This is a genomic window from Halorussus sp. AFM4 (genome assembly GCF_051194995.1).
Taxonomy (GTDB): Archaea; Halobacteriota; Halobacteria; order Halobacteriales; family Haladaptataceae; genus Halorussus.
Genome location: NZ_JBNTJT010000005.1, coordinates 202,241 through 218,083, shown reverse-complemented (window position 1 = coordinate 218,083; position 15,843 = coordinate 202,241). Strand labels below are relative to the sequence as shown.

Annotated in this window: 11 protein-coding genes; 5 read left to right on the top strand and 6 right to left on the bottom strand. The window is 64.2% G+C overall.

Going from position 1 to position 15,843, the window contains the following annotated elements; translation table 11 throughout:
• The first annotated feature begins 246 nt into the window (after positions 1 to 246).
• Both ACQUQF_RS21190 and ACQUQF_RS21185 read left to right on the top strand, forming a co-directional pair.
• The gene (locus ACQUQF_RS21190; protein ID WP_435181196.1) at positions 247 to 1,710 is read left to right on the top strand and encodes an NCS2 family permease; all 1,464 of its coding nucleotides are present in this window, start codon (positions 247 to 249) and stop codon (positions 1,708 to 1,710) included.
• A gap of 181 nt (positions 1,711 to 1,891) precedes the next feature.
• Entirely contained in the window at positions 1,892 to 3,256 is a 1,365-nt protein-coding gene (locus ACQUQF_RS21185; protein ID WP_435181195.1) for a uracil-xanthine permease family protein, read from the top strand.
• Between the two features lie 76 nt (positions 3,257 to 3,332).
• Here ACQUQF_RS21185 and ACQUQF_RS21180 read toward each other — a convergent pair whose 3' ends face one another.
• The 3 genes from ACQUQF_RS21180 to ACQUQF_RS21170 all read right to left on the bottom strand — a co-directional run bounded on the left by ACQUQF_RS21180 (position 3,333) and on the right by ACQUQF_RS21170 (position 8,313).
• Entirely contained in the window at positions 3,333 to 5,024 is a 1,692-nt protein-coding gene (locus ACQUQF_RS21180) for an adenine deaminase (protein ID WP_435181194.1), read from the bottom strand.
• 324 nt (positions 5,025 to 5,348) lie between these two features.
• Entirely contained in the window at positions 5,349 to 7,793 is a 2,445-nt protein-coding gene (locus ACQUQF_RS21175; RefSeq protein ID WP_435181193.1) for a xanthine dehydrogenase family protein molybdopterin-binding subunit, read from the bottom strand.
• Positions 7,786 to 8,313 carry a (2Fe-2S)-binding protein gene (locus tag ACQUQF_RS21170; protein WP_435181191.1) on the bottom strand — a complete coding sequence of 176 codons (528 nt, stop codon included), beginning with the start codon at positions 8,311 to 8,313 and terminating at the stop codon, positions 7,786 to 7,788. Before ACQUQF_RS21170 ends, ACQUQF_RS21175 begins: the two co-directional genes overlap by 8 nt.
• 284 nt (positions 8,314 to 8,597) lie before the next feature.
• On the opposite strand from ACQUQF_RS21170, the gene npdG reads away from it, so the two are divergent.
• Positions 8,598 to 9,266: an NADPH-dependent F420 reductase gene (gene npdG, locus ACQUQF_RS21165; protein ID WP_435181190.1), complete on the top strand. Its 669-nt coding sequence runs from the start codon at positions 8,598 to 8,600 to the stop codon at positions 9,264 to 9,266.
• A gap of 68 nt (positions 9,267 to 9,334) precedes the next feature.
• Here the strand turns inward: npdG and ACQUQF_RS21160 are convergent, their stop codons facing one another.
• The 3 genes from ACQUQF_RS21160 to ACQUQF_RS21150 form a co-directional block, all read right to left on the bottom strand.
• Positions 9,335 to 9,595 (bottom strand): sulfurtransferase TusA family protein, encoded by a 261-nt coding sequence (locus tag ACQUQF_RS21160; RefSeq protein WP_435181189.1) that lies wholly within the window; start codon positions 9,593 to 9,595, stop codon positions 9,335 to 9,337.
• 311 nt (positions 9,596 to 9,906) lie between these two features.
• Entirely contained in the window at positions 9,907 to 11,235 is a 1,329-nt protein-coding gene (locus ACQUQF_RS21155; RefSeq protein WP_435181188.1) for a 5'-deoxyadenosine deaminase, read from the bottom strand.
• A gap of 108 nt (positions 11,236 to 11,343) precedes the next feature.
• Entirely contained in the window at positions 11,344 to 12,576 is a 1,233-nt protein-coding gene (locus tag ACQUQF_RS21150; RefSeq protein ID WP_435181187.1) for a Zn-dependent hydrolase, read from the bottom strand.
• A 263-nt stretch (positions 12,577 to 12,839) separates the two neighbouring features.
• Here ACQUQF_RS21150 and ACQUQF_RS21145 point away from each other — a divergent pair, with 263 nt between their 5' ends.
• Positions 12,840 to 14,411 (top strand): N-acyl-D-amino-acid deacylase family protein, encoded by a 1,572-nt coding sequence (locus tag ACQUQF_RS21145; RefSeq protein ID WP_435181186.1) that lies wholly within the window; start codon positions 12,840 to 12,842, stop codon positions 14,409 to 14,411.
• Positions 14,412 to 14,564: 153 nt separating this feature from the next.
• Positions 14,565 to 15,602, top strand: a complete 1,038-nt coding sequence (locus ACQUQF_RS21140; protein ID WP_435181184.1) for an LLM class flavin-dependent oxidoreductase — start codon at positions 14,565 to 14,567, stop codon at positions 15,600 to 15,602.
• The last annotated feature ends 241 nt before the right edge of the window (positions 15,603 to 15,843 follow it).

The window sequence follows — 15,843 nt, the reverse complement described above, 5'->3', positions numbered from 1 at the left end:
TCTGCTGGCACCGATCGAGGTCGGTGGTCGACGACTCGCCGGCGTCCCCTTCACAGTGGGAGTCGGCAACTCCCCCGGACGCGACGTGAGGTATCGCTCGCACAGAAACAGAAGACGGCCGGTAGGTTGCTCCACGGAGGACACAAATTTCTACTGGAGTTTGGCAAACAGTCTTTATTACGTTCGTATTGAGTTATAAATAACAAGTTATATGATGTTGTGTGGTATCGATATTCACGATACTCCATGTCAGGGGAGGCCAACCCAGATGAAGTGATAGCCAGCGACGAGCCCGAGACTGGGGAGGTAGTGGAGGAGTCGTGGTTCGCCAACTTCTTCGGATTCGAGGAGCACGGCACCGATCTCCGCACGGAGATACTCGCGGGGATCACGACGTTCCTGACGATGTCGTACATCGTCGTGGTCAACCCTGCGATCATGGCCGGGATACCCGGCACGAAACCGGGTATCATCATCGACGGGTATGCACCGGGTGAGGTCAGGCAGATGTTGGCCGTTGTCACCGTTCTGGCGGCCGCGGTGGCCATCTTCGTGATGGCGTTCTACGCCAACAGACCCTTCGCCCAGGCGCCGGGCCTCGGCCTGAACGCGTTCTTTGCGTTCACCGTGATCGGCGCGCTGGGTATCCCGTGGCCGACGGCTCTTGCAGCGGTCGTGACCGAAGGAGTGCTGTTCATCCTCCTCACGGCAGCTGGTGCCCGGAAGTACATTATCCATCTGTTCCCGGAACCCGTGAAGTTCGCGGTCGGGACGGGAATCGGACTGTTCCTCGCCATCATCGGTTTGGAGGAGATGCGGATCGTCGTCGACGATCCGGCAACACTCGTAACGCTCGGCAGCGTCGCGTCCGACCCCATCGCTATCGTTTCAGTGCTGGGTCTGTTCCTGACCCTGATGCTGTATGCACGCGGAATCAAAGGGTCCATCGTCCTCGGTATCATCGCGACGACGGTCGCGGGCTACGCCATCGAAGCCGCTGGCCTGGTTGAGGCCGGGACGTTGACGGCGCAGATTCCGAACGCACAGTACAACATCACACCGCTGGTCGGTGCGTTCATTCAGGGCTTCCAGAACGTCGACGCCTTCGCGTTCGCGCTCGTCGTCTTCACGTTCTTCTTCGTCGACTTCTTCGACACCGCAGGGACGCTCACCGGCGTCTCGCAGGTCGCCGGCTTCCTCGACGAAGACGGGAACCTCCCCGAGATCGAGAAACCGCTGATGGCCGACGCCATCGGAACGACCGTCGGCGGGATGATAGGCACCTCGACGGTCACCACCTACATCGAGTCCGCGACCGGCGTCGAGGAGGGCGGTCGAACCGGGATGACCGCGCTGGTCGTCGGACTGCTGTTCCTCGCAGCGCTGGTGGTCGTGCCGCTCGCTGCCGCGATCCCGCTGTACGCCTCTCACATCGCGCTAGTCGTCGTGGCGCTGCTCATGCTGCAGAACGTGACTGACATCCGATGGGACGACCTTTCGCACGCTATTCCAGCGGGGATGACCATCCTCATCATGCCGCTGACGTTCTCCATCGCCTACGGCATCGCTGCAGGCATCATCAGCTATCCGGTGGTGAAGACTGCGCAGGGGGAGTGGGACGACGTCCGCGTGGGCCAGTGGGCGCTCGCCGCGGCGTTCGTCGTTTACTTCGTCGTCCGGACGAGTGGCCTGATGCAGACGGTCAGCTAGGTCGGGCACGTTCGCGCTTCGCCCGCACCTCGGGTTGGAGGTCATCCGCCACAGGAGGATGCCGTCGGCCGTTGTCGGATATCACTCATCCATCCGTAATCGATAGAACATTCAGGTCCTCCATTTGGTATATGGTTACTAGTAGCAAGGTATATGTTGGTTCACCCTGTGATATCTTGGCATGGCGGATAGTGACTCCAGCGTCGACGTCATCTACGGTGTCGACGACAAGCCACCGATGCACGAATCGATTCCGCTGGGACTGCAGCACATCCTGGCGATGATCCTCCCCAACATCGCACCGCCACTGATAATCGCCGGCGCGGTCGGTCTCGCGACGGGGAAGACGACGTTCCTGGTCCAGATGGCGCTGTTGTTCGCCGGACTCGCGACGATCGTACAGGCGATACCTGTGGGACCGATTGGTGCTCGATTGCCGATAGTCATGGGGACGAGCTTCGCGTTCGTCGGCGCGATAATCGGCGTGGCGACCCAGTACGGCTTGCCCGCTGCATTCGGCGCGTGCGTCGTCGGTGCCGTCGTCGAGATATTCATCGGATGGAAGTTCGAGTGGTTCGAGGAGTACTTCACGCCGCTCGTGAACGGCCTGATAGTCGTGATAATCGGCCTGTACCTCATCCCGGTCGGGATGGACTACCTTGCCGGCGGAGTCAACGCATCGAACTACGGTGCGCCGGTGAACCTCGCTGTCGGCGGCCTCGTGTTCGTCGTCGCAGTCGGCCTCAACCAGCTGTTTGACGGCTACGTCCGGATTCTGAGCCTACTGATCGGTATCGTCACCGGGTATGTTGCCGCTGCGGTCCTCGGACTCGTTGACTTCACCCCAGTCGCCGAAGCGGCGTGGTTCGCCTTCCCGTCGCCGCTGAAGTTCGGTATCGCGTTCGAGCCCGTTCCGATACTGATGCTCGGCGTCATCTACGTGACGACGTCGATGGAAACAATCGGGCACATCTCGGCCATCACGGCTGTCGAGGACCGCGAGCCGGAGGAGGATGAACTCAGAGGCGGCCTGCTTGCCGACGGTGTGATGAGCGGGCTCGCCGGGCTGTTCGGTGCGTTCCCGAACACCTCGTTCGCACAGAACGTCGGCGTCGTCACGTTCACCGGTATCATGAGCCGGCTCGTCGTCGCCGTCGGGGGAGCCGTCCTCGTGGTGCTCGGATTCGTCCCGAAGGTGAGTGCAGTGTTCTCGACGATGCCCAACCCGGTCCTCGGGGGTGCCACCCTCGTCATGTTCGGTATGGTCCTCTCCAACGGGTTCAAGATCCTCAACGACAACGTCAGACTCAACCAGCGCAACATGGTCATCATCGCCGCATCCATCGGCCTCGGCCTCGGCGTCGCCACGCGGCCGAAGGTGCTCCAGCAGCTCCCCGAGCAGGCACAGACCTTCTTCGGCGAGGCCGTCGTCGTGACGGCTCTCGTGTCGCTGCTCCTCGATAACCTCATCCCGAGAACCCGCGGCGAAGTCGACGAGAGCTCCACGGACCTCGGACCGAGTGCCGCCGTGGAGGACGACGATTAAGCCATCGCTGCGGTTTCCGTCTCTTCGACAGGTCGAGCGCGAACGAAGGACGCCACGGAACGTAGTGACAGATAGCTCAACTACCAGCCAGAACGTCGACGTAGTCGAACGCATCGACGTCGACGAGTCCGTTGTTGGTGAGTCGGTACTCCGGGATTACCTCCAGCGCCAGGAATGACAGTTCCATCAGTCCCCCGTCGTGTGAGAGTCCAATCTCGCGAGCGGCCGCCTCGACCGTCTCGAACCTCCGTTTGACGTCGGCGAGCGGTTCGTCGGACATCAGTCCGGCGACCGGAAGCGGAAGCGCCGTCAGGTCGTCCGACGCGGGATCGTACGCTGCGACCCCGCCACCGATATCTCGGAGGTGGTTGGCGACCTGCGCCATCGCATCATGGTCGGTCCCCGCGACGATGCAGTTATGCGCGTCGTGAGCTACCGTGGAGCCGACGGCACCGCGGTCGAGACCGAGCTGACGGACGAAGCCCCGACCGATACCGCCATCGCCGCCGTGCCGCTCGATGACCGCCAACGGAAGGACGTCCGCGTCCGTATCCGCCACGAGAGCGCCCTCCAACGCTCCTGGCGCGCCCCCGACGACGACCGGGACCTCGGCCGTCATCCCGGCGGTCTGGAGGCCACCTTCGGCGTCTACGACGCGGACCTCGACCGGACCGGGACCCGGGTGTTCGATCGCCAGGTCCGCGCCTGTCACACGGTCGAACTCGACGGTGTCGGTCGCCACCGCCGACGCCGGCGGTTCGCCCGCACCGGCGGTGGGGTCGAGCCGACCGTCGACGAGGACGTGCTCGACGTCCCACGACTCGAGGTCCGCAAGCAACACCAGGTCAGCCGGTGCCCCGGGTTCGATGCGGCCGAACGGGAGGTCGTAGCTCTCGGCCGTGTTGATGGTCGCCATCTGGACCGCTTCGACCGGGTCTACGCCCGATCGGATGGCCTTCTCGACGGCGAAGTCGACGCCACCTCGCTCGACCAGGTCCTCGACGTCACGGTCATCGGTACACAGGGACAGCCGGCGCGTGTCGACATCGTCGACGAGCTCGACGAGGTCCTCAAGGTTCTTGCTCGCCGAGCCCTCGCGGAGGTAGACGCGGAGGCCGGCGGCCACCTTCTCGCGGGCCTCGTCGAGCGCGATGCTCTCGTGATCGTTGTCGAGGTATCGAGCCACCTCCTGAAGGTCCGAACCGGTCACCCGCGGCGCGTGCCCGTCGACCGGCAGTCCGCGTTCGCGGGCAGCCGAAACCTTGCGGTGGATGGTCTCGTCGCCGGCCAGCACGCCCGGGATGTTCATCACCTCGCCGAGCGCGACGACCCTCTCTGCGTCGAGTAGTTCCGCCACGTCGTCGGCGTCAACGGTCGCACCGCCGTCCTGTAGGTGTGACGTCGGCACCGACGACGGAACGGTGAACCGGGCCTTCAACGGCGTGTGTCTCGCGTCCTCGATGACCTCACGAACGCCCTGTGCGCCGAGCACGTTCGCAATCTCGTGTGGGTCGTGGATGACGCTGGTCACGCCCCGCGGAACCACGGCGGCGCCGTACCGCGCGAGCGTCACCATGGACGATTCGACGTGCATGTGGGCGTCGATGAGTCCCGGCGCGACGTATCCGGTCTCGAGTTCGCGCTCTGCCGGCCGTTCCTCGAGGGCGACAACTTCACCGTCGTCGACCGCCACGGGACGGTCCTCCAGGTTGCCGGTGTTGACGTTCACCAGGGTCCCGCGGATCAGCAGGTCGACGGGGTCGGTCATCGCCAGACACCCCCGTCTCGGAACGGACGCTGTGGAATCCCATCTGTATGCCTCGGGATAACACCTGACATACGAACAGTATCATCGACGGAGGACTAATATCTTATCACGCGGTCCATAACGTCGGTCGAGTCGGAGTGTCAAGCTTGCTGCGTACGTAGGGTCGGTTAGACAGCGTGGTAGTCCACGTATGGCCTTCTGAATCCAGGATGATGCCGTCAGCGAGTCCTACACAGAGGTGATGCGTACCAGTACAGGCAGCTTCAGAGAACGATGGAACCGTCAGTGAAACACTGACAGAAAGAATCGCTGATGAACTGGGCCCTATTCGTCCAGTGCCCGCTTTATCTTCTCTGCCGTTATCGGCATCTCGTTGATGCGGACGCCAACAGCCTCACGGATCGCATTACTGAGTGCTGGGGGGACGGTGTTCGTCGGTACCTCGGCGACCGACTTCGCGCCGAACGGCCCGGTCGGTTCGTGTGTCTCGACCAGGATGGACTCTATCGGCGGCGACTCGGCCGCGGTCGGGAACTCGTAGTCGTCGAAGTCCCTGACCTCGGCGCGACCCTCGTCGTCGAACGTGATACCGTCGTTGACCGCCATCTCGTAGCTCATGTGGTTCGCGCCCTCGATCTGTCCTTCGGCCATGCCGGGGTTGATGGCGACGCCGCAGTCGACCGCCACCGCCATCTCGTTGACCTCGAACTCGCCGGTCTCCGAATCGACAGTCACGTCGACGAACTGCGCGGCGAACGGCGGCGGACTCTCCTCGGTGCAGTGGGTGCCCTTCCCGAGGATGTGTTCGCGCTCTTCGTCGCCGTAGGCGGCCTCGAACCCGACCTCCTCGAGCGAGACGCTATCGCCGGTCTCCTCGCTGTAGACCTCCCCACCGCCGGTCTCGAGGTCCTCCGCGGGCTCGTCGAGGAGCTTCGATCCCCAGTGGAGGATCCGCTCCTTCGCGTCCTCGGCCGCCTTCTTGACGGCCATCCCACTGATGTAGGTCGTCGACGACGCGTACGCGCCGTAGTCGAACGGCGTGGTGTCGGTGTCCGAGGATCGGACGACGATGTCGTCCTCGTCGACGCCGAGCACCTCCGCGGCGATCTGGATGAACGCTGTGTCGGCTCCCGTCCCGATGTCGACGCCGCCGACCTGCAGGTGGAACGAGCCGTCCTCGTTCATCATTATCTGGGCGGCGCCGAGTTCGTCGCCGGCGACGCCCGTCCCCTGTGCGGAGAGCGCCATACCGATTCCGCGGTGGAGGTGGTCGGCGTCGGGTTGGTCGATGTCGTCCCAGCCGATGGCCTCCTTGCCGCGCTCGATGCACTCGTCGAGACCGCACGACCGGATGCGACGCTTGGCGCCCTCCCCGCCCATCATGCCCGCGATCTCGTCGAGATCGCCGACCTCCATGTAGTGGCGCTGGCGGAACTCGACCGGATCGAGGTCCAGGTCGCGCGCGACCTCGTCCAGGTGGCCTTCGAGCGCGAGGGTCCCCTGCGGAGCTCCGTAGCCTCGCATCGCGCCCGTCTGGGGTGTGTTCGTGTGCACGATGTCGGCTTCGAACCGGACGTTGGGGACCTTCGAGTACAGCGGCATCGGTTTGCTCCCGACGTTGCCCGCGACCGTCATCCCGTGGCTCCCGTACGCGCCGGTGTTCGAGAGCGCGTACAGCTCGAGTGCCTCGATGGTGCCGTCGTCGGTGACCGCGGAGCGAGCTCGCACCTTCATCGGGTGGCGCGAACGCATCGCGTAGAACTCCTCGGCGCGGGACGCTTCGTACATCACCGGTCGGTCGGCCGCCAGCGACAGCGCGAGCGGGATCGGTTCGACGACCATCGCCTGCTTCCCGCCGAAGCCACCGCCGACGCGCGGCTTCTTCACCCGGATGTCCCGGATCGGGATGTCGAACAGGTGGGCCAGCTGGCGCCGCGTGTGGTTCGGGACCTGCGTGCTCGTGATGAGGACGTGTCGGTTGTCCTCGTCGGTGTACGCCAACGAGGTGTGCTTCTCGACCTGTGCGTGCGACTGGCGGATCGTCTCCCACTCGGTCTCGTGGACGTGAACGTCCTCCTGTTCCATCGCCGCCTCGACGTCGCCGATCTCCCCCTCGATGTGGGACATCCGGTTACGGTCGTAGTCGTGGCCGACGATCTTGTTCTCGACATCGTCCTCCTCGAAGAGTTGCGGGGCGTCCTCGCTGAACGCCTCCTCGGGGTCGAGGACGTAGTCGTCCTCCTCGTACTCGACCGCGATAGACTCCGCCGCGGCCGCGGCGGTCTCGGCGGATTCGGCGGCGACGGCCGCGATGGGGTCGCCGACGTAGCGGACGCGCTCGTTGAGCACGTTCATGTCCCACGGGCTCGGTTCGGGGTAGGACTGTCCTGCACTCGTGTACTTCGCGTCCGGGACCTCGTCGGACCACGGCGTGAGGACCGCGTGAACGCCGTCCATCGATTCGGCCTCGCTCGTGTCGATGTCGACCACCCTGCCGTGTGGGATCTCGCTCCGGACGACCTCGGCGTGGGCCAGGTCGGGGAACTGTTCGTCGTAGTCGGAGGTGTACTTCGCCTCGCCGGTGACGAGCTTCCGGTCGTCGTCCTTCTCGGACGGCTGGGAGACGCTCGCGCGCTCGTCGGGCGCCTTCCTGTTGTTCGCGGGTTCGTCCCACTCGAGGGGATGTTCCTCGGGTTCATCGAGTTCCTCCCCGACCGGCTGGGATGCCGCTCCGCCGTCCGCCTTCGGTTCGTTCGCGTCGTCACTCATGGGATCCACCTCCACAGCCGGATGCGGCTGGTGTACCGCCGTCGGTCACGGCGGCCTGCTCGCCGCGCAGACGTCCGGCCGCGTCGAGGATCGCCTCGACCGGTTTCTGGTAGCCCGTACAGCGACAGATGTTGTCGTCGATGGCGTCGCGGACCTCCGCCTCGGACGGATCGGGGTTGTCCGAGAGCAGCGACTTCGCCTGTAGTATCATGCCGGGGATGCAGAACCCGCACTGCACCGCGAAGTGGTCCACGAAAGCCTGCTGGATGGGGTGCAGATCGTCCTGGCTACCGAGGCCCTCGATGGTGGTGATGTCGTGGCCGTCGGCCTCCTCGGCCGACATGCCGCAGGCCATCCTCGCCTCGTCGCCGACCAGCACCTTGGACGCTCCGCAGACGCCGCCGTCACAGCCGCACTTCACGCCGGTGTATCCCTCTCGTCGCAGTACCGTCGCCAGGTCCTCCTCGCCGCCGACGTCGACAGCTTCCCGTTCGCCGTTGATTGTCAGGTCGATCTTCACGATGTTGCCTCCGTTATGTGCACTGGTGGCACACCAGTTGTACTGTAAGATGTGAGAGCGCAACACAAATATCTATGGTTGGAATTGAGAGGGATGGGTCCTTCTCGCCTCGGAAGCCGAGACGGATCGCCGGCAGAGCTACACCGCCAAGACGCTCACAGAACGGTTCCGCCGCCACGTCTCGGCGCAAATCGTGTGGCAACTCCCGGCCAACGACCGCACGTCCCGACAGAAGATTCCACACGACACGTATATTTTTCAATGTGGGTGTGATTCTCAACCGCATGGAGATAGCACTCCTCGGCGGTACCGGCGACATCGGTGAAGGACTCGCACTGCGCTGGGCGCGTGACACGGACCACACCATCCTCATCGGCTCCCGGATGCCGGAGAAAGCGAGGAGCAAGGCCGATGCCTACCAGACGCAGTTGACCGAGCGCGGCGTCGAGCACGACGTGGAGGGATACGGCAACGAGGAGGCCGCGGCCCGTGGTGAAATCGTCGTGGTGAGCGTTCCACCCCAGTACGCGTCCGACACGGTCGAAGCGGTCGTGCCGGCGCTCGACGACGGCGACGTGCTGGTGAGTCCGGCCGTCCAGATGACACGCGACGCTGACGGGTTCCACTACGACCCGCCTGCGGCGGGAACCGTCGCGGAAGCCATCGCGGCGGCCGCACCGGCCGGCATCCCCGTCGTCGGCGCGTTCCAGAACCTCGCTGCGGGCGCGCTCACCGACCTCGACAACGACCTGGCAGCCGACGTGGTCGTGACCGGAGACGACGGGGACGCCAAGGAGGTGGTCCGGTCGCTGGCCGAAGACATCACGGGAATCCGCGCCCTCGACGGCGGGCCGCTCGCCAACACGGGCGTCGTCGAGAGCATCACGCCGCTGCTCATCAACCTCGCGATGAACAACGAGGGGATGCACGACCTCACCGTTCGGTTCCAGTAGCAGTCGGAGAACGTCTACAGTTCGCAACTCGATACAGCCGCAGATGCGACTCCACTGCGACGGCCAGTTCAGCTGCTGACAGGCGGTTCGTCGACGGACGACACCGATTCGGTCACGCGAATCTGTACGGAGAACTCGTCCTCGGCGTCGCGAGGCGGACCGTCGGACACGTCGTATCCGTGCTTGTAACAGGTCCGCCTGATACTCCGCTCCGCCGGCGGATAGTCGCCGACGACGACCAGTTCGTCCCCCGGGTCCAGCTCCGCCAGACACCGGCGAACGACCAGCACCGGTTGCGGACAGACCAGGCCGCTCACGTCGATCTTCACGGGGCGATGTATGTGACCGATACCCATAATGATTCGGTCCGTCGCGGCGTTCGGGAGGTGGCGATGGGTGGCGGGTCGGGCACATCATCCATGGCAACTCGTCAATGGGGGTATGATGCGGGGAATCTGCCAACCACGGAATGAGCGTATCTCGGTGAAGTCGCCGCCGTTGCCCTCTGAGGGTGTACGGGCCGGGGTGGCGAACCGAAGCCCTCGATGGGCGTCGTGCCGAACGTGGGTCCAGTTACCGAGATACAGGAGAACACGGAATCCGCGTCGTACCTGGAGGAGGAACCCGGGGGAAGACTACCCTATGGCTTGACCTTTCGGGCAACCTTGCGCGCTTCCTCGAGGTCGAGGTCGATCTCATTCGCCCGACGGCGTACCTCGTCCGGGTCGGCGGTCATGACCTCCCCGTCCTCCATGAGGACGTTACCGTCGACCATGGTGAAAACGACATCGTCGCCGTGAGCCGCGAAGACGAGATGTGAGAGGATATCGTGCAGCGGTGTCGCACGGGTGATGTCGGTCCGGATGCCGATGATGTCGGCACGCCAGCCCTCTCGGAGTCTGCCGACTCGGTCGAACCCGGCGGCCTTCGCACCGTTGATCGTCGCCATGTCGAATATCGTCTCCGCAGGCGTCGCCGTCGGGTCGAGGTGCTCGACCTTCTGAAGCAGGCTGGCCTGGCGCATCTCGGTGAAGGGGTCGAGCGTGTTGTTGCAGGGCGGGCCGTCGCTACCGAGCGCGACGTTGATGCCTCGGTCGAGGTAGTCCGAGATGGGTGCGACGCCCGAGGCCAGTTTCATGTTCGACGACGGACAGTGGGTGACGTGGGTGCCGGTCTCTGCGAGTATCTCCCGCTCGGACTCGTCGGTCCACACGCAGTGGGCGAGTACGACATCGTCGCCGGTGAGTCCGACCTCGTCGAGCCAGCGGATGTTCCGCATCCCGGTATCCTCCTCCACGGTCTCGATCTCGCTGCGGTTCTCGCTCGCGTGTGTGTGGATACGGACATCGTCATATGCATCCGCTATCTCGCGAGCGCCTCTGAGACAGTCCTCGGTGCAGGAGACCGCGAACCGCGGTGTGACGGCGTACCGGATGCGGTCGTCGTAGGACCTGTGGTACCGCCGGATGAGTCGCTCGGTCTCGTTCAGTGCACGGTCAGTGTCCTCGAGCAGGCCGTCCGGTGACCGCCGGTCCATGAGGACCTTCCCGATGGCGCCGCGCAGCCCCATCTCGCCGGCGGCCTCGAACGCGCGGTCGGCGTGCGCGACCGAGAGGTGGTCGATGGCGGTCGTGGTCCCGGTCTCGATGAGTTCGAGGTAGCCCAGCTTCGCGGCCGACTCCATCTCGTCGGCGGTCAGGGACGCCTCCATCGGGAGGACGTAGTCGAACAACCAATCGAGGAGCTCGGTGTCGTCGGCGATGCCGCGACCGAGCGACTGGACGGAGTGGACGTGCCCGCCGACGAGCCCCGGCATGAGAACGTCGTACTCCTCCCGCCTGTGGTCGGGATACAGGTCTAGCAGTTCCTCGCGCTTGCCGACCGCCTCGATGCGCGAGTCCGAGACGACGACACTGCCGTCACGGATGACAGTCGACGAGTCGGCTACCACGGTCCCCGAAAGTATCATGTCCACCTTAGAGTCTGACGCTGCAATCTCAAAGGCTTTGCCCGTAACACCGTCCGTGAGGGGCTGTGAACCAAGTCGCGGGTGACGAGGAGTGAGAGTTCGAGGGCCTCACTCGTTCGCCTTCTTCTGCACCGCACCGAGGAGAACGTCGGTGCCGACCAGGATGTCCTCCCACTCGGTGTACTCGCTCTCGCGGTGACTGATGCCGTCGACGCTCGGGACGAATATCATGCTCGTCGGGCAGATCTTGTTGAGGTAGTTCGCGTCGTGGCCGGCACCGCTGACCAGTCGTGTGTAGTCGTAGCCGCGTTCCTCGATCGATTCGACGACGGTGTCGATGCAGTCCTGGTCGAACGGGTCTGCGTCGATGCGCATGATCTCCTCGAACTCGTACTCCAGCCCTTCGCGTTCGGCGGCCAGTTCGATCTCCCGCTGGATCTGCTGGACGGCCGTCTCGACGACGTCGTCGTCGTACGACCGGAAGTCGATGGTGAACTCGACGGTCTCCGGGATCACGTTGATCGCGTTCGGCCAGACGTCCACGCTGCCGACCGTGCCGACGAGATCCGTTCCTTCGGTGGCGGTGAGGCGGCGGACGGCCTGGACGATGTCACTGGTCGCGACCATCGCGTCGTGGCGCATGTTCATCGGCGTCGGACCGGCGTGATTGGCCTGGCCTTCGAACGTGACGTTCATCCAGGAGAAGCCGAACACCCCTTCGACGGCGGCGACCGGGAGGTCCTGCTGTTCGAGGAACGGTCCCTGCTCGACGTGCATCTCGAAGTAACAGTGCAGGTCGCGGGGCTCGCAGGGGGCCTCGCCCTTGTAGCCGATGCGTTCGAGCTCCTCGCCGAACGTGTTGCCGTCCTTGTCCTCGCGCTCGTAGGCGTACTCCAGGTCGAAGACGCCGCAGAACACCCCGCTCCCGAGCATGTCCGGTTGGAACCGGACGCCCTCCTCGTTGCTCCAGGAGACGACCTCCAACGGCCGTTCGGTCGAGACGTCGTCGTCGTTGAGTGTCTCGATGACTTCGAGGGCACCGAGGACGCCGATGACGCCGTCGAATCGCCCTCCGTTGTACTGGCTGTCGACGTGGGACCCGAACATGACCGGATCGAGGTCCGGGTTGGAGCCTTCGCGTCGACCGAAGATGTTCCCCATCTCGTCGATCGTCACCTCCAGACCCGCGTCGCGGAACCACTCGACGATCTGGTCGCGCGCTGCCTTGTTCTCGTCGGTCAGCGACGGTCGGTTGACGCCGTCGTTCTCCGTGGCGCCGATCTGGCTGAACTGTTCGAACCGTTCTCTGAACCGCTGGTCATCGATTGCAACATCCGGCATACACAAATCAACCGGGAGTACCAACTTCAACATTCCGCCGACATACCGTCTCTTCACGATCTCGCTCGCGTGGACGGTGTCTGTCCGGATTGTGGTCGCGTTGGAGTCCGCCGACGGCCGTACGTGTCAACCTACCAACCTACCGAAAGAACAAAAGTCGTGATACGCGATTTCAGCCTATGGCTCCACAGCGCAGCGACTCGCTCGAACTGCGGAACGCACGGATTCTCGACGGAAGTGGACGAGATGCGTTCGACGGACACGTGCTGGTCACCGACGGCCGGATTCAACGCATCGCCGACGACCCGATCGGCGTAGAGCACGTCATCGACCTCGACGGGGCGTACCTGGCACCGGGGTTCGTCGACATGCACGCCCATTCGGATCTGCGGCTTCTCCACAGGCCCGGGGCGGAGGAGAAACTGACCCAGGGCATCACGACCGAGGTACTCGGACAGGATGGCGTCAGCGTCGCACCGGTGCCGGCGGACCTGAAGTCCGAATGGGCCGCACGGGTCCAGTCGCTCGACGGGACCATCGACGGGGAGTGGCCGTGGGAGACGGTGGGGGAGTACTTGGACGAACTCGACGCCGCCGACCCGGCCGTCAACGCGGCCTACTACGCCCCACACGGGAACCTGCGGTCCCTCGTAGCGGGGTTCGAGGACCGCGAGCTCTCGGACACGGAGATCGACACTGTGCAGGAGGAACTGCAGATGGCTATCGATGACGGTGCGTTCGGGATGTCGAAGGGGATGATCTATCCGCCGAGCTCCTACGGGCGCGATACCGAACTCGAGGCGCTGGCGGAGACACTCGCCGAACGCGACTCGTTCATGATATCACACGTCTGGAACGAGACCGACTACGTCGTGGAATCCATCGAACGGTACATCGATATCTGCCGCCGCGGCGGCTGTCACGCGCACGTCTCCCATCTCAAGGTCGGCGGGGAACAGAACTGGGGGAGGTCCGAGGCCGTGCTCTCGCTGTTCGACGAGGCAGAAGCGGCCGACCACCGCGTCTCGTTCGACCAGTACCCGTACACGGCGGGGTCGACCATGCTGACCGCGCTCTTGCCACCGTGGGCCCGCCAAGGGGATTCCGCGGACATCCTTGAACGACTTCGGGACGACGAAACGGTCGGCCGTATCGCCGACGATATCGATTCACCCGGTGAGTGGGAGAATCTCGCCCGGGCGGCCGGCACGTGGGACAACATCCTCATCACCAGGACCGCCAGCGGTGCGCATCAGGGCGAGACCGTGGCCGACATCGCCGACGAGCGTGGCCTCGACCCCGTCGAAGCGATGTGTGAGCTACTCGTCGAAGAGGACCTCGACGTGACGATGGCCGACTTCATCATGTCCGAGGAGGATATCGAACGGTTCCTCGCTGACGAGCGGGGGACGTTCTGCACCGACGGTATCTTCGGCGGGAAGCCCCACCCCCGTGCCATCGCGACGTTCGGACGTATCCTCGAACGCTACGTGAACGAGCGCGAGGTGCTCTCGCCCGAACGCATGGTCTACAAGGCCGCCGGCCGGCCGGCCGACATCCTCGGGCTCGAGGACCGGGGGTACGTGAAGGAGGGATACGTGGCGGACCTCGTCGCGTTCGAGCTTTCGGACGTATCGGCCAACGCGACCTACGAGGACCCGTATCAGCTGACCGACGGCATGAAGTACGTGCTCGTCGGGGGCGAGATCGCCGTCAAGGATGGCGAACGGACGGCTGCCCGGAACGGGTCCGTCCTCCGTTCGACCGAGGAGTGGGACGGCGACGCTCGCCCGCATCTCGACCGCAAAGTGACCGAACAGGTTCCTTCGGAGTAAGGCGGACGCGGCCGGTGAGTGTCGCCGGTTCCCGTCCGGACAGATCGAGCTAGGAACCGCCACATACGGTGTGTCCAATCGCGTGGCAGGATGTTGTTGTTAGACACACCCATAGTTATATATGAGATGTCGGTCTACTTGAAGAAGGACTCCATGAGCGATACGAACAGAGTGAGCGATAGAGGAGACCGTGTCGGGCTTTACCTCCAGGACAAACACTCCATCCGGGAGAACATGGAACTTGTACAGTACGCCGAGGAGAACGGCTTCGACGAGGTCTGGCAAGCCGAGTCTCGCCTCGCCCGCGACGCCATCACCCCTATGGCGGCGTACGCCGCAATGACCGACGATATCAAGATAGGATCGGGCGTGATCAACAACTGGACCCGGAACACGGCACTCATCGCCCAGACGATGAGCACGCTCGAAGAACTCGCCGGACCGAACCGTATCCTCTGCGGCATCGGTGCGTGGTGGGACCCGCTCGCCGAGAAGGTCGGCATCGACCGCTCGAACCCCCTCCGAGCGATGCGCGAGTGCGTCGAGGTGACGAAACAGCTCCTCGACATGGAGAACGTCACCTACGACGGCGAGTTCGTGAACGTCCGTGACATCGAACTCGACGTCGTCCACGGCGACTCCGGGCCCCGCACGGTGCCCGTCTACGTCGGCGCAACCGGGTTCAAGATGCTGGAACTGACCGGTCACTTCGCCGACGGGGCCCTGCTCAACTACCTCGTCAGCCCAGAGTACAACCAGAAGGCGCTCGACGCCCTCGAGACGGGGGCCGAACGCTCCGACCGGAGCCTCGAGGACATCGATCGGCCGCAGTTGGTCGTCTGTTCGATGGACCACGACACCGACAAGGCGCTCGACAACGCCCGGGAACTCATCACCCAGTACCTGGGCCAGCAGCCCCACATCATGAAGGCGAGCGGCGTGAGCCAGGACCTCATCGACGAGGTCGGCGAGGCCATCGGGGGCTGGCCGGCCGACAAGGACGACATCAAGGAGGGGATGCACCTCATCCCCGACGAGGTGGTCCACAAGCTGACTGCCAGCGGCACGCCCGAACAGTGCCGGCAGAAGGTCCGCGAGTACGCAGAGAACGGCTGTCAGTGTCCCATCCTCTATCCCCTCGGCGATGATCCCCGCCTCATGATCGACGAGTTCGCAGACGGCTATATGTAGTCCGAAAGAGACGCCTCCTTTTCATCACGAGAACAGACATCCATCAGACGGGGTCTGGCATCACCAAGGACGGGTCACCGTCGGTGGCATCAACTACATCCTGTTCGCGCTCCTTGCACTACTCACTGACCGACGGAGATCGTATCGGGTAGCCGCCTGATTCGGGAAGGACGCAGAGGCCAAGACCCTTCGTCAGATCGTGCTCACATCACGAGACCACCGCCGGAGGAGATCGGAAGCA

Excerpts from the sequence above, each read along its gene's own strand:
- ACQUQF_RS21185 (WP_435181195.1), top strand. The coding sequence starts at position 1,892 with ATGGCGGATAGTGACTCCAGCGTCGACGTCATCTACGGTGTCGACGAC.
- ACQUQF_RS21140 (WP_435181184.1), top strand. The coding sequence starts at position 14,565 with ATGAGCGATACGAACAGAGTGAGCGATAGAGGAGACCGTGTCGGGCTT.
- ACQUQF_RS21180 (WP_435181194.1), bottom strand. The coding sequence starts at position 5,024 with ATGACCGACCCCGTCGACCTGCTGATCCGCGGGACCCTGGTGAACGTC.
- npdG (WP_435181190.1), top strand. The coding sequence starts at position 8,598 with ATGGAGATAGCACTCCTCGGCGGTACCGGCGACATCGGTGAAGGACTC.
- ACQUQF_RS21150 (WP_435181187.1), bottom strand. The coding sequence starts at position 12,576 with ATGCCGGATGTTGCAATCGATGACCAGCGGTTCAGAGAACGGTTCGAA.
- ACQUQF_RS21175 (WP_435181193.1), bottom strand. The coding sequence starts at position 7,793 with ATGAGTGACGACGCGAACGAACCGAAGGCGGACGGCGGAGCGGCATCC.
- ACQUQF_RS21155 (WP_435181188.1), bottom strand. The coding sequence starts at position 11,235 with ATGATACTTTCGGGGACCGTGGTAGCCGACTCGTCGACTGTCATCCGT.
- ACQUQF_RS21190 (WP_435181196.1), top strand. The coding sequence starts at position 247 with ATGTCAGGGGAGGCCAACCCAGATGAAGTGATAGCCAGCGACGAGCCC.